The 16077-nt window shown below is 32.2% G+C and carries 12 protein-coding genes; all 12 read right to left on the minus strand.

Annotated elements, in window-relative coordinates:
* Positions 1-373 precede the first annotated feature (373 nt).
* Positions 374-1780 (minus strand): amino acid permease, encoded by a 1407-nt coding sequence (locus tag KPL54_RS16845; protein ID WP_216107665.1) that lies wholly within the window; start codon positions 1778-1780, stop codon positions 374-376.
* 80 nt (positions 1781-1860) lie between these two features.
* Positions 1861-3522 (minus strand): M20/M25/M40 family metallo-hydrolase, encoded by a 1662-nt coding sequence (locus KPL54_RS16850; protein ID WP_216107666.1) that lies wholly within the window; start codon positions 3520-3522, stop codon positions 1861-1863.
* A 121-nt stretch (positions 3523-3643) separates the two neighbouring features.
* Positions 3644-5065, minus strand: a complete 1422-nt coding sequence (locus tag KPL54_RS16855) for an amino acid permease (protein ID WP_216107667.1) — start codon at positions 5063-5065, stop codon at positions 3644-3646.
* Between the two features lie 36 nt (positions 5066-5101).
* Positions 5102-6148 (minus strand): 2,4-diaminopentanoate dehydrogenase, encoded by a 1047-nt coding sequence (gene ord, locus KPL54_RS16860; RefSeq protein WP_216107668.1) that lies wholly within the window; start codon positions 6146-6148, stop codon positions 5102-5104.
* Between the two features lie 55 nt (positions 6149-6203).
* Complete coding sequence (gene orr / locus KPL54_RS16865) at positions 6204-7274, minus strand: ornithine racemase Orr (protein WP_216107669.1); 1071 nt, start codon at positions 7272-7274, stop codon at positions 6204-6206.
* A gap of 61 nt (positions 7275-7335) precedes the next feature.
* Positions 7336-8733: a GlmL-related ornithine degradation protein gene (locus KPL54_RS16870; protein WP_216107670.1), complete on the minus strand. Its 1398-nt coding sequence runs from the start codon at positions 8731-8733 to the stop codon at positions 7336-7338.
* Between the two features lie 17 nt (positions 8734-8750).
* The gene (gene oraE / locus KPL54_RS16875; protein ID WP_216107671.1) at positions 8751-10961 is read right to left on the minus strand and encodes a D-ornithine 4,5-aminomutase subunit OraE; all 2211 of its coding nucleotides are present in this window, start codon (positions 10959-10961) and stop codon (positions 8751-8753) included.
* The gene (locus tag KPL54_RS16880) at positions 10961-11326 is read right to left on the minus strand and encodes an ornithine aminomutase subunit alpha (RefSeq protein ID WP_171296737.1); all 366 of its coding nucleotides are present in this window, start codon (positions 11324-11326) and stop codon (positions 10961-10963) included. Before KPL54_RS16880 ends, oraE begins: the two co-directional genes overlap by 1 nt.
* 18 nt (positions 11327-11344) lie before the next feature.
* Positions 11345-12757 (minus strand): 2-amino-4-oxopentanoate thiolase subunit OrtB, encoded by a 1413-nt coding sequence (gene ortB, locus KPL54_RS16885; RefSeq protein ID WP_268037496.1) that lies wholly within the window; start codon positions 12755-12757, stop codon positions 11345-11347.
* A gap of 41 nt (positions 12758-12798) precedes the next feature.
* Entirely contained in the window at positions 12799-13089 is a 291-nt protein-coding gene (gene ortA / locus KPL54_RS16890) for a 2-amino-4-oxopentanoate thiolase subunit OrtA (protein WP_216107672.1), read from the minus strand.
* A 269-nt stretch (positions 13090-13358) separates the two neighbouring features.
* Positions 13359-14711, minus strand: coding sequence for a sigma-54 interaction domain-containing protein (locus tag KPL54_RS16895; RefSeq protein WP_253203532.1), 1353 nt, complete (start codon positions 14709-14711; stop codon positions 13359-13361).
* Between the two features lie 289 nt (positions 14712-15000).
* Positions 15001-16053 carry an aldose epimerase family protein gene (locus KPL54_RS16900; protein WP_216107674.1) on the minus strand — a complete coding sequence of 351 codons (1053 nt, stop codon included), beginning with the start codon at positions 16051-16053 and terminating at the stop codon, positions 15001-15003.
* Positions 16054-16077 lie beyond the last annotated feature (24 nt).

The raw sequence follows: 16077 nt of genomic DNA on the forward strand, positions 1-16077 counted from the left end.
ACTACTTGCAATTTTCAAACAACGAATTGATTGTATATATATTCACAATGTTCTAATTTATAATGTATAACACAAAAATTATAGCATAAACATACATAAAAGTTTTTTTTGGTTCTTTATACGCATAATTGCATAATAATGCTAAACTTAAAGTTATGTCCCTTATATACTAGTAATTACAGTGCTTATATTTATGCACTTTTGCTTATTTTTCCCAATAATAATGGTTGAAACCGTTGCCAAAATTAGTATTGTTAACAGTTTATTCATAATATTTGAACCCTAAAATCAGAAAATAGATTTAAAATAAAAAAATAATTTCTGTATTATACAGAAATTATTTTTTGCTTAGTAATCACTTATTTTTCACCAATTAAAAAACATTGGTATTTTTTATCTTTTTAGAGAAGTATTTAAACGAAACATATAATATTATAATTGTTGGAACTCCTGTAATAATAGCTATTTTTTCTGTTGGATCAAATATCATAGCAATTACGATTATACCATATAATATAAGCGCTAAAATTGGAGTTACTGGATAAAATGGAGTTCTATATTTTAAATCCTCAACCTTATTCCCTTCTGATATATAACGTTTTCGAAATCTCATTTGACATATACAGTCTATTGAATAAATGAATATATCAATGCTAGCGAGAAGAGATATTAAGAAAAGATAAACTGTATCAGCTGCTATAAAACTAGAAACGATCGCAAATGATGCAAACGCAATAGAAATAGCAAGTGAATATATTGGAACTTTATTTTTATTTAGTTTTGCTAATATTTTTGGTGCTTGTTTATGCTTTGCAAGAGACCATAATGTCCTTGTACTTGCATATAAAAAACCATTTGCTGACGAGAGTGCTGAGGTAACAACAATTATATTCACTAAAAGTGCAGCTGAACTTATTCCGGCGCTTTTAAACATATAAGCAAAAGGACTACCTGCAAGATTTGCTTCTCTCCAAGGAAGAACACACCCAATTAAAATAACACATACCACATAAATTAAGGTTATAGAAATTACATATCCTTTTATGGCTTTTGGCATTTCAACTCCAGGGTTTTTACTCTCACCTGCTGCAGTTGCAATAAGGTCTGACCCACCAAATGCAAAGATAGCAGATAACATACATACAACAATGGCTTTAAACCCATTAGGAAATGCTCCTCCATCATTTACAAAATTCGTGAACCCAATAGATTTCCCTCCAATAACACCTGTCATAATTCCAATTCCTACAATAACAAAGAGAACTACAGCGATAATCTTAACACTTGCAAACCAAAATTCTGTTTCACCATAGTTACGAGCTGGAAGTACATTAAGTAAAATTAATAAGATAGTAAAGGCAACAATCCAAACTAGTGAACTTACAGTAGGAAATATATTTTTCATTATAATTGCTGAAGCGACTAATTGAGCTGTAACTGTTACAGCACAACTTATCCACTTCATCCAACCAGATGTGAATCCTATTGCCGGGCTAATAAATTCTGTTGCATAAGCTTGCACATTACCTGAAACTGGCATTGCCACTGTTAGTTCTCCAAGACATGACATCATTAGATACATAATTAATGCGCCAACCAAATATGCAACCACCGCACCCCCAGGTCCCGCATTGTGTATAACATAACCTGAGGCTAAAAATATACCCGTACCTATAGTTGAGCCAAGTGTGTACATTTGAATGTGTCTACTTGATAAACTACGTTCAAGTCCTTTAGATTTATCAATTACCTCTTTTATTTCATTGTTATTTGATTCCATTCTACATTCCCCCTTTATTTAATACTTTGGTAAGCATGTAAATTTAAAATCTAACCCTTGTTTCCAAATCAAATATTTTCTTAATTATTTTTTAAAACATACTCAATTACACCATTAATTAGTCTTGGTGTTTGTCTTATTAGATCAATCGTAAAGACTCTTTCTGTAAACTTATGCAGATCCTTTCCATAAGGACCTATATTTATGCTTGGAATAGCTAATTGTTTTATAGTTTCGAAGGGAATGTCATACATGTTTTTCCAAAGTGGCATATTAAATTCTATGTGTGGTATTACGTTCTCACTTTCATTCAAGGCTGCATAACTCATATCAGAAATACCCATGAAATAATTTCTCTTACTATAAGTTTCATAACACACTTCCTTCGCAATGCGAACTACAGCATTACCAATATCCGATACATTATTATCTAATTCTTTAAAATCATTAATTGATATATGAGGATAATAAGGTGGAGAAAATGCTATAACCACCATTGGTGTTTTATCTGTAATATATTCTAATGTTTTACCGATTAGAGCCATATTACTCTCGGGCATACTAATGATGTTATTTTTTATATCTATTTTTAATTTATTAATAGTTAAATTATAATCTAAGAGAAATTTCTCTCCAGATTGTTCAATGGCCTCATTATATATTTGTGAAAATGTTTTAACATTTGTCTTCCAAGGAAGTTTATGTTCATCTTCATTTTTCTTATTTAGATAATTGCTATAATTTTTATTCATTTTGCATATAACACTTTCAAATGTTTGTTTAGAAATTTCAAGTAATTGCTCAAGTATTACCTTTGGCGTTCGCTTAAGGGTTAAGACACTAAAATATCCACCTGCCGAATCTGGTATAGACGCATCATAACATTTTTTCCCATCTCTAAAATAGTTCCAGGAAGGTGGCGGTGATACTTCATTCTCTACAACATCTGAGAAGTCCGAATTAAGTTCTGTTTCACTTGCAATTTGCGATAATAAAAGGAGCGGATTAAATCCTTGAAAAATGTCACCAATATGAGTTTTTTTACCCCTTACATACACAACAGGCATTAATTTCCCAACAGAACCTGTATAAAACACACCTTCATTATTTTCCGTTTTCTGGTGTGGCTCTGAATCAATTAAAATAGTATATTCCAAATCAAATTTATTCTTGATTTTTTTAAGTAACTCTGCACTACTTCTCATTCCGAGCGATAATGATTCCTCATCAGCAACCGATATAAACAGAATATTACCATTAAAATTTTGCTGTTTTGAAAATTCTTCAATAATTGACAACTGAATTGCAATACCTGCTTTCATGTCTGCCGCTCCTCTTGCAAAAATCCATTCTCCGCTTATTAAATCCTCTTCAACATCTTTTGCTAATTCAACATTTTTTAGCATTTCTCTAAGTAATGCAGGTTGATAAGCATAAGTTTTTAGAGTTTGATAATCATAAGCATCTACAACATCATGATGATTAAGAAGAATAACTGTTTTTCTCCCAACTCCTTTAACCAACCCCCATACGACGGCTCGTTCTAATGAGTCCTTCTTAAGTGGATAACTTCCCGAGTTATTTGTATTACTTTTAAAATAATCTAGTTTTTGTAACCAATCATATAGATATTTTTCAACGTCTTTCTCTAGTGACGTTCCTGTATCACTTTGTATTGAAATTAGTTCTTCTAAAGTGTCTTTTATTTTTTTTTCAGAATCTTCCATTAGAACACTCATCATGAATAACGCCTCCAGATATAATAATAAATCCAGAAGGAGATTTAGAGTCCCTCTGAATTTATTTTTGTTATAACATATTATTTATACTTATAAAAATGGATACTTTACTTCTGAAATGTTACTACACAGAAATTTTACCCATAGCTGCTGCTATTATCATAATAATAGCCACTATAATAATAACTAGCATAGCCAACTTTTCTTTAGAAGTAATAACTTCATTTTTTTCTTTTTTAGCTTTTAAATAAAAACCTATACCTACTGCATAAATTACAACAGCTAAACCTAAATATCCAATTCCTACTGCATATATAACATAAATTGAATAAATACCTGCAATTATTGATATAATTTTTTCTTTAATATGTCCGCTTTCTTTATTATATACTTTATATGCAAACATAGATGATAATAAGTATGGTATTAATATATTAGTTGTACACATATGAGTTGCTACATAGTAGGCCTTTTGTAGTGCTGGTGATAACATAGCTAAAAGCCCTATTTGTGTTGCAAGCATTGAAAATAAAAGAGCATTTGTAGGTACGTTTTTACTATTATTCTTTTTAAACCATTTAGGCATTAGCCCATCTTGATCTGCTGGAACATACAATATTTCTGTAGTTAACAAAAGCCAGCAAAGGAGTGCCCCTATAAGTGAAATTAAAATTCCAACTTTAACTATCATAGCCCCCGCGCTTCCTAATGCTGTTTGTGCTAAAACAGCTGCTAATGGCGTTTGTGCTGCAACTAAAGCTTTAGCTGGCAGAATACCCATTGATAATATTGATATTGATACATAAAGTGTTGCCGTTATAGCAAGTGAAATTATTGTTCCTTTACCAACTAGTATTTGTGATTCTGCTCTTTGGGATAAGACTACTAGACCTTCAACACCCACAAAACACCATAAAATTGTCCCCATTGCTCCACTTATCTGTTTTCCTAAGTTAACACTGTCTCCACTTGATGCTAAAACAGTCTGCCAATTATCAACATTAAATATACCTAGCTTAAAAGCTGAAAAACCAAATATAATTACTAATATTAGTGGTATTACTTTTCCAATTGTAACTACTAAATTCAGGATACCCGCTTGCCTTATACCCCTCCTTATTACAAAATAGTATGACCACAAAAGGATAGATGCAAATATGAATGATAAAATAGGAGGCATTGAATATCCTTCTCCTATTAAACTATTGATAGTCTTAAAAATTAAAATAACAAATGCAATATTCCCAAGGAAAGAACTTGTAAAGTAGCCCCAAGCTGAATTAAACCCTACAAAGTCACCATATCCTTCTTTTGCATATGAATAAATCCCTCCCTTTAATTCCGGTTTTTTATTTGAAAGTAAGTAAAATACCAACCCTAGCATAACTACGCCGAAAACTCCAATACCCCATGAAATAAGGACTGCCATTGGATTTGTTGTTGATATTAGGTCCGTTGGGCTATTAAAAATACCTGATGCAATCATAGTACCAATGCCTAAAGCTACAAGTAGCCCAAGACCTAATTTTTTATTGTCTTCTTCCATTATAAAAAACTCCCCCTAATGTTCGTTTATTCTACTTTATTTTACTAAATCTCTTACATCACCTATTATAGCTCTTGGAACTGGTAAATCAAGCATTGTTTTTAGTCCTGGCTCTGAATTCATTACAAGTGGAATCATATTAACACATATAGCAATTGTAGCAATGCCTCCTGGTATCTCTGGTTTTATTTGGAGGTTCAAGTTTGGAACTCCCTTAATTGTAATATAATCTCCAGTATCAACATTCTCAAGTTCTGGTCTTATCTGTTGAGGATGCTCCATTGTAGCAAATACTTTATCTCCTAAACTTGCATATCCCAATTGGCTACATCCCGCAACTTCTCCAGCTTCCACCGAAACAATATCCGTGCTGCGTGGTACAGTTGTAACAATTGGTGATTTTTCTTGTCTAATATTATTGAACTTGATATTAAACGCTTCTTCAAACATTCCAAAAGATTGCATAAATCCAACGTGTCCATCTACTGTATTGTCTTTAACTCCTTGTATAAATTGTTCTGGTTTTAATCCTATACCTTGCTCAACCATAACTGCTTTACCAAAACAAGCTAAATCATTTACTCTAGTAGCCTTTATGCTATCAACCGTATCAGAAACTCCTGTAAGCATTATAGCAACTAAATCCATTATAAATCCAGGATTTACTCCAGTTCCTAATATTGAGATCTTATTTTCTTTAGCTATTCTATCCATATCATCTGATAATTTTGGATCCATTGCTCTTGGGTATGACATTTCTTCAGCTGTTGTTACGATATCCATGCCAGCTTCTGCTGCCATTTTTATTAATGGAAATACAACTTTTGTAAATGAAGCTGTTGCCATAAGACAAACATCTGCAAAACTCTTCTTTATAACATCCATAGAATTTCTAGTAACAATGCAAGAATTATCTTCATTTGCCTTTACACCTAACACTTCATAAAGTTTTTTGCCAACCTTATTGGGATCCATATCAATAGCTCCAACGATAGTAAATCCTTTTTTGCTGAGTACCATTTTAGCAATACCGCTTCCCATTGAACCTAATCCCCAAACAACAACTCTTATTTTATTTTTCATAATATATTCCTCCTTAAAATTTTAATATTTAATTTCATATAATGCAAACTAATTTTTAATTATTATAATACTTTTCAACATAAGGGGATGTCATTGCCTTAAGTAAACATCCATAATCTATTTTAAACTCCACTATACTCCCCACTATTAATTGTTTTTTACTATCAGTAACATCTAAAATCAGATGATCACTACTTGCACCAAAAATACTTATGTCATTGTCCAAAGGAGTTATCCCTTCTACTCTTATATCTTGTCTTCCTAATGCTATAATGGCTCTTTTTCTTATTCCTTTATCTTCAAAAGAAGGAATATGTCCAAACGCATCCATTCCTATAGTACCTGTTGGCACCGTTGGTTTGCTCTTTATTTCAACTATTTCACCGCTGAGTATGAAAGCATCATCATAGCAATTAGGCACTGGTTTCCCAAAAGAAGTTTCTCTACCAAGAACTATTGCTTCTCCAATTCGAAGCTGATTAATTTCTTTTGGCATTGTATCATTAATCACCATATATAAACTACTAGAGTTTCCTCCTGAAATTACAGGTAATTTTAAATCAAACCCTTTTTCTATATCAATTTTTAACTTTGTAAGCTTACCTAAGTTTTCACTATCCGGAATTACTCCACCGTAACAAGTAACATTGGTTCCAAGGCCTATTAGCTTAATATTATCTAATTTTACTATTTTACTGACAATAGAAACTACATCATTAACTAATACTCCTTCTCTTAAATCCCCTAAATCTACCATTAATATAATGTTATAGATTTTATTTAATTCTTTTGCAGCTTTTGCTAACTTCTCTATTGTATCTATTTCTGAATTCAAGCTACAATCACTATACTTAACAACCTCAGAAACTTCACTTATCATTGGAATTCTAAGCAGCATTTTTTTACAATTTAAATCTTTTAACTTTTTTAAATTTAAAATTCTAGAATCCCCAACCATAGATACTCCAGCTTCAAGTATACCTTCTACAATAGGCATTTGAGCACAATATACTTTAGTTACCGCCACAACATCTATCTGTTTTTTATTACACATTTCTAATATTATTTTTACATTGTGAGTCAATTTTTTAAGATCCACTTCCATACAAGGATATTTTTTTCCCATATAGATACTCCCCTTATTTTAAACTTTTACAAATAATACTAACTAACAATCCAAATATATATTATTTGTTTAAATTTGACTCAAATCTATCATCATTAATTTCCATATCCTTTGTTATCCCTAGACTTTGAATTAATAGGGCTTTCGCTACTTCTTTGTTTTCTCTACTTAAAACTCCTGCACAAGCCATAATATAGTTTTTGTCGATTATTACTTTAGCACCTTTTTTAGGTAACATTGTAACTTCATCCTTTAAGTACCTTATTTTCAAAAGCAATTCTTCTCCCTTTGGAAGCCTTGTAAGTGCACCACCGGTACCTATTATATATTTAACCTCAGATAAATCCTTACCATAGGCTACAAACCCACTGTCACCATCATATTTTCTTTTTATAAATCCTACATGCCTATCTATTGCAACAGCTATAGCTTTCTTTGTTAGCAATCTACTTGCAAATACATCCTCCTTATCTTTTGGTATAGGTTTTATATGCTCTTTTATATATTCAGTGCTAAATTCACCTAAGTCCCTATCATCAAGTAAATCGATTACATTTTTACTGTTAATAAAAACTCCAAGGTCTCCTTCTACAGTTCTTTTAGCCTTTGGTTCAGGATTTATTAGCATATCTAAAACTACGCTACTTCCCTCTGTAACAGAATGCACATCGGTAGTAGCACCCCCTACATCAAGAACTACTAAGTCTCCTATTATGTCATACAAAAGTTTTGAACTTTCCATAACTGCTCCTGGTGTTGGCATTATGCTTCCATTTACCATTTCTTTTATTTTACTCATTCCAGGTGCCTTTACAATGTTTTTTTCAAAGGCTTCTTGTATTATTTTTCTTGCAGGTTCTACATTTAAAATATCTACACTTGGGTAAACATTATCTATTAAATAAATTTCTTGCCCTTCAAATATTTCTTTTATTTCTTCTCTATTTTCGCTGTTTCCACAATAAACAATAGGAATACTAAATTTTTTAGCACTTATAAGTTCTGCATTATAAAGAGCTGTTTCCCTCTCACCATAATCCGTGCCTCCAGCAATCATTATCATATTAGGGTTTATATCATGTATCCTCTTTAAATCACTCCTTCTCATTTTCCCAGCAGTAACCATTTTTATTATGCCACCAGCGCCAAGAGCTGCTTCCCTTGCCGCCTTAACAGTCATGTGCTCCATAAGACCATGAACAGTTATTCTAAGCCCACCTGCCGCACTAGATGTTGCTAACATCTTTTCCCACGTGATTGGTTCATGTATTTGATTTTCAATATCTTTAACTGCATTTTTTAATCCTATAGTTACATCACCGTCTGTTACTGTAGTACAACTGTTACCTTGAAAAGGTATATCTACAAAAACCTGTCCTGCCTCATCGTAACATACGTTAAATGCTGTAACCAATGTGGTGGTACTACCTATTTCAGCAACTAGATAATCTACCTTCACAAGCAATCACACTCCTTTTACTCTTCCTCTTCTTCATTATCAGGAAGACCCATTAACCTTTTAATTATGAATGATGCAACAGAGGTGCCATTTGATCCACGTCCAAAACCAACATCCATGCCGTTTGCTTTAGCTATTTCATCTGTTACTTGTGTACCACCTGAAACAAGTATAATCTTATCTCTTACTCCCTTTTCTATACAAAGATCACTAAGTTTTTTCATGTTTTTTGTATGAACATCATTATGACTAATTATTGTACTACAGAGTATAGCTTGAGCTTTTGACTCTATAGCTGCATCTACAAGTTTTTCTATTGGGCACGAAGTTCCAAGGAAAATTGCTTCTATACCAAATTTTTCAACTCCACCATGTTTAATATCAATAACTTCACGAACTCCAACTGAATGTTCATCTTCCCCAACAGTTGCTGCAACAACCTTTATTGGATGCTGCTTTACATAATCTTTCATTTGTTGATCTGACAGTGATTTTCTTCTCTTTGGAAGAACTAACTCATCACGTTTTATAGGTGTAAAATCACATACCCCTTTTATTTCAACGAGGGTTCCTTCCGCCTTTTGTAACACTTGTTTATGAACAATTTCTACATTTTTCAAATTCATTCTCTTGCCCATTTCAAGGGCTGCTGCCTCACTAATCTGTTCATTTTCCGGTATACATAAAGTGATCTTTACATACCCATCTTTTGCCCATTGAACTTCAGGAATTATAGTACCATCTTCTTTAACTTTTTCCATTCTCTTAAATACATTATCGTTATCATCTAATTCATCGATGTATATAATTTTAGAATGATTACACAAGGTACATTCATCAATAGCATCACAAGGTTTTTTATACTCTTTGGGAACATTATTGTATCCAAAATGACCACAAACAGGTGCAAAATAATCTGATTCTCTCTTAACTATTGTCCCAACTGCATCTCCACCTAGAATCTTTCTTGCAATACCATCATCATTTCTTTCTGGGTACTGACCTGAGTCAATAAAAAATCCAGAATCTACAGCTTTAAAGTATCCACCAACCTCTAATATTTCCTCAAAGAACAAAACAGCTCTTTCCTGAATTTCTCTTGCCTTTTCTCTTAAATATCCTGTTTTCTTAAGCTCTATCATATCCATTAATCCATCCATACCTATAAATGCTTGTTTAGCTGTGTTAATAGCATGAATATTATTATAATGCCAAGGAACATTACGTCCTTCATCAGGAGTTATTGTACTTTGAATATCTGCTGATGTTAACTCAGATATTAAAAGATTCAAAGTATGCCCTACGGTAGCTTCCCTTTCACAAGATTCTATATATTTAGTATTCATTTGAGCTCTCATTTTATATTTTTTGAAAAACTCCCTTAGAGCAACTGCATAAGGCAAGTCATATCTCATACAAGGTGCTGGTGCTGATGTTGGAGGTACTGTTGATAAAGAAATATTTTCTGGTTTCATTCCAACAAGCTCAGAAAAACAAGAATTTATAGCATGTTGTACCATAAGTTCTGGCATTACCTTATAACCCTTCATAGCTGTTGCATTTGCATTATGTGCTCCATCTATTTGAAGCATTCCAGCATGTGCCATGATGCCTTTTGCAACTGCAGCATCAACGAATGATCTAACCATATTAATATTTCTATAAAGCACATTGTATTGTGGATCTTGATGAGCTCCATTAACGCCTTCTTCTGCAAACATAACTGCTACATCTGGACCTGCAACGCCAGATACATAGGAATGAAAATTAATCTTTCTACCCACTTCTTCTTCTATTAAATCTATAGCTTTTCTTGTTGCTCTAATTTCTTTTCTAGTTATTGGTACCCCACCAAAACCTTCTGGACTTCCTTCGAGTAGCCCATCAAAATGACTTTGTCCCATTGTCCTAATAACCATTAAATGATCCGCACCGTGCCATGCTGCCATTCTCATTCTTCTTATATCATCTTCAAATCTACCTGAAGCAATTTCTGTGGTAATAGTTGCTCTTGGTTGTGGATCTATATTTCCAAAACTCCTTGCTGCTGGAAGAGGCTGACTCTTCTTTAATGGTGCTGATATTTCATGATATGTGAATTCACCAACTTTTCCAGTTTCGTTTTTTTCTCTCCAATGCCAGCCTCTCCATTTAGGCTCATACTTATCTAGATCCTTTAATATTTCTTCTACATTAAGTTTTGTATTTTCCTCTAACTTTTCCTGCATTAGTTGTCACTTCCTTTCATTTTTTCAGATACGACATCCCAGCCTATTCCTTTAGAAAGTTCCACTCCTGCTTTAATATAATCTATATTTTTAAGCTTTGCATAAGTTAAAATAACATTTCCTATACCCTTGCCAAGTAAGTTCCATTTAGTTCCATAAGATATTATGGGCTGAGCTTGCAAACTAGAAAAACCCATTCTAAGTACTACAGACCGTTCAATAGCTGGTGACGTATGAGTATATGCTAAATCAACCATAGGTTTTACGACTTGATTTGTAAGACTCCAAAATCTGTCATACAATTGATCATTTGTTAAATTTTTTAAATGTTCTCTTCTTATTTCAAAATCATCTTCTCTTTTCATAAATTAAATACCCCCTTCCTAACATATTTCAACGTTATGTTGTTTTAATATTTCTACAATTTTTTCTTTGGGCAACTTTGTTTCCAATGACAAATATTCAATATCAACCTGCTGCGCTTTATTCTCACCTAATTTCTTAATTACATTTTTCATATATGATTTTTTTAACCCTTCCATATCGATATCGGTAACTTTCACCTTTGATGGATGAGATGGAATTACTATATTCTCACCTGGTATTTGCTCCTTTGGATCACCAACACAAACTTTAATTCCATTTTCTTTAGCAAAATTAAGTTGAGGTAATAAATGTTTCCCAGCTCCCGTATATTCAGTCTCTTGAACAACTATGATAGCATCATCATCATATTCCTGAGCAATTGCAAATGCCGCTACTAAGGATACATTTCCTGCTGGCCCTCGCTCAAGTCCTTCTAGCTGTGCTAATATTTCAGTCATCCAAAATACATCACCCTGAGTAGTTGTTACATATCTATCTAAATATCTTAAAGGTCTAGCCGCACTTCTAGGTACATCTGACCTATCAGGATTCGTCATAAATGGAATCCCAAATCCTGTATGCCCTGTAGTAAACGATTTCTTGTTGAAGTCTATATCAGATGCCATATGAAGACCCGAAAGATCAACTGATGCTCCTATTATCTTTGTCTTTGTAGAACCAGCTCTAATAAGCCCTCTTGCCGTACCCGTAACATTGCCACCACCTGCATGAGTTATAATAACAGCCTCCGGTTCTTTCCCTAATTTTTCTCTGCACTGCTCAGCTATCTCATAACCTAATGTCTCAATCCCTGCTACTCCATAAGATGAATATAGTGAAGCATTATAATAACCTGTATCTTCAAGTATTTTTAGGTAAGTATAAAATAATTCAGGACCTACAGAAAGTCTAACAACTTCTGCTCCAAATCCTTCACATTTTCTTCCTTTTTCTAATATCTCTGGTTGCCCTACTTTTCTTGAATCATAACATTCGTTTGCTATTATACATTTAAGACCACGTATATTTGCTTGAGATGCAACTGCGGCTCCATAATTACCTGAAGTAGCTGCTCCTACGCCAGTGTAGCCTCTCTTCATTGCATCAAATACAGATACACACGCTCTTCTATCTTTAAAACTTCCGGATGGGTTAGCACTTTCATCTTTTACAAATATTCTAGCCGCATGTCCAGTCGTTGACACCTTTCTTGCAAGTTTTGTTATATTTCTTAATTCTAGAAGTGGAGTATTTCCTACTCCCACCTCGTTTTGAATTCTTTTAACTTCTTCAAACGAATATTCAACATCACTCATCAAAGCTTCATAATCAAATGAAATTTTGCCAGTTTCATATTTACTATAATCTATCCCTATAGATTTTAGAATTATAGTATTCTTTCTAGACATAAGCTTTTCATATTTATTCACGATGCATAACCTCCTATTAAAATAGATTTAAATTCATTATTTTACTGAGATATCATCTCTCTAGCTTGTTTTCCTATATTACTTATTTCTTCAACATACTTACCATATGTGTGGTAATATCCTGGTTCTATTTGAACGACTATTCCTCTAGCAATTCTACCTACATTGGTTTCAACTTGCATTTCATTTCCTAATTCACAATCACTGAGGCACTTTCCCCGTATCCAGCATTTAAGAGGAGTTTTCTTTGTCTCATCAGGAATGTTATTAGCTCTATCTTCTGGTGTTAAAACGATTTCTTCTATCTCGACCCAAGTACCTTTTTTAATCATAATTTTACCTCCCAAAATCAAAATTATTATTAAATCATTTTATTAATATACTTATTTTAATAGGAGCAATTATCATGCCAAATAGAAACACACGTATTTAAGCCATTGCTTAAATACGTGTGTTTTTTATTTGCAAAATATTCTGCATGTTTTATTATAATAAAAAGTTTTAACTAATAATTCCCAGTAAATTCAGTCTCTTCTAAAGTTAACTATACCTGCAAAATGTTTTGCAGGTATAGCAAATAATCTTGCTTATTTTAATAAACTTATATTATTTTATGTATCTTTATTTTATATTGAAGATTTTGTCTTGAAATACTAAGTTCTCTAGCTGCTTTACTAACATTATAATTATTTCTTTTTAATATTTTTTCTATTATTTCCTTTTCAATATTACTCATATAACATTCTAAATTAAATTTTACATCTAAATTTGATAAAACATCGCAAGGATTTTGGTTGTTTTCATATACAATTCTAGAATCAAAATAATTTTCTGTTAAAATCGAATTATTGTCTGCCATATTCATTGCAGCTTCAATAGCATTTGTTAATTCACGAATATTTCCTGGCCAACTATATTCTTTAAGTTTTATCAGCATATTATCATCTATACCTTTTATATTTTTACCTAAGATTTTATTATATTTTTCAATTAATTTTTCTACAAATAAAATAATATCATCTTTTCTTTCTCTTAACGGAGGAATATCTATTCTCAGCACACTTAACCTATAATAGAAATCTTTTCTTAATTTACCACTTTCTATAAGTTTTTGTGGTTCCTCATTTAACGTGGCTATTATTCTTACATCAATATATATACTTTTAGTGCTTCCAATAGGCCTTATATAACCGTCTTGAAGTACTCTTAGAAGTTTAGATTGAAGATACGGTTCCAGTGAATTAACTTCATCTAACAAAATGGTTCCATGATTTGCTTCTTCAAACAATCCTTTTTTATTCTCAGCTCCTGTAAAACTTCCCTTTTCCGTGCCAAAGAGCATTCCTTCTAACAATAGAGCCGGAATAGCTGCACAATTTATAGGTATAAACGGCTTATCTTTCCTTAAACCACAATAGTGAATACTTTGAGAAAAAACTTCTTTTCCTGAACCAGTTTCAGCATATAATAGTACTGATGAACTTGATATACTAGCCTTTTTAGCCTTTTCTATAATACTTTTCATAACAGAATTATCACTATAAATATCACTAAAAGTGTAATGTCCATTCATCTTTTTATCTGAATTTTGTAATTTACAAATGTTTTCAGTTAACTCTTTTAACTGAGTCATGTCTTTAGCTATTTCAATCACTGCTATAATCTTATCTTCTAATGTTACTGGAATAGTAGTATTTATAGTAGTCACTTTTTTCTTGTATCCATTACCATAATGTTGTATTAAATCTACTATTTTTTCACCAGACTTTAATACGTTCATAAGTGTAGACTCATCCTCTTTTACATCCTCTAGATACTCATTAACCTTTTTACCTATTACTTCTATAGGTTCTACACCTTCTACTTTTCCCATAACACCATTGTAATATATAGTTCTGCCTTCACAGTCTATTACCTGAATTCCTTCCTCCAAATTTTCTAATAAACAGCCCAATATCTTCCGAGCATTTGGAAATTCATTATCCATTTTTTAGATTTAGTGAGCATTGTATTATAAGTATACAAACACACTAAATACTCACTTCCTTTCTATATTCCGTATATATCATGTTAAAGCTTTCTTTTATAATAAATATTTATTTAATTTGTCTTGAATTTTACATGTAAAGCATATCATACAAATTATAGAAATGCTACATTACATTGGAATTTATACAAAAAAATAAAAAGTGAATCTCACCCTTTCATATAGGTTGAAATTCACTTTCAATAAAAAAATACTCTTACCTTACTGAAAATTTGTATATTGTTTTATGATCATAATTTTGTTTTGCTTTAAGTATTGGTGAATCAAAATTCTTAGTATTAATAGCATTAGGAAAATATTGTGTTTCAAGGCATAAAGCGTCTCTTTTATTATATGTTGCGCCACCTTTTCCTAGCTCTAGTCCTGTAAGAAAGTTTGCTGTATAAAACTGTACTCCTGGTTTAGTTGTATAAACTTCCATAACACGCCCACTTTTTTCATCATAAACTTCGGCTGCCTTTTCAAGTTTTTTACCAGTAGTATTAATTATATAGTTATGATCATAACCATTACCAAACACAATTTGTTCATAACTGCTTGATATATTCTCCCCCACATATGTTAACTCTCTAAAATCCATTGGAGTATCCTTTACATCGGCTATTTCGCCCGTAGGTATAGCATTTTTATTGTTCTTTGTAAATTTATCAGCATTAATCATAACCTTATGTTTTAAAATATCTCCTGAGCCCTGACCTGATAGATTAAAATAAGAATGATTAGTAAGATTTACTATCGTATCTTTATCAGAGATAGCATTATACTCTATTTTTAATTCATTATCCTCAGAAACCGTAAACTTAACAGATACATTAAGATTTCCTGGATATCCTTCCTCGCCGTCAACGCTAAGGTAAGATAATTCTATACTATCACTCGTATCTTTTGATCCAAGTTTTTCTTCCCACACTTTTTTATCAAAACCAACTACTCCACCATGTATATGGTTTTCGCCTTCATTTTTAGCTACATTATACTTAGTTCCATTTATTTCAAAACTTGCAGTTCCTATTCTATTAGCAACTCGCCCAATTGTTGCTCCAAAGAAATAGTTGTACTTTCTATAATCTTCTAATGTATCGTAGCCTAAAACTACATCATCAAACTTGCCATTACTTCCTTGAACCTTTAATGATACCAATGTTCCTCCATAATTACTAACCTCGGCTTTCATACCCTTTGAGTTTTTAATAGTGAAAAGATATACTTCCTTTCCATCTATTATTCCAAAATTTCTTTTTATACTCATAGTTCACTCTTCCCTTCTTATATA

Source organism: Clostridium estertheticum, from assembly GCF_018861295.1.
In the GTDB taxonomy this organism is placed as follows: Bacteria; Bacillota; Clostridia; order Clostridiales; family Clostridiaceae; genus Clostridium_AD; species Clostridium_AD estertheticum_D.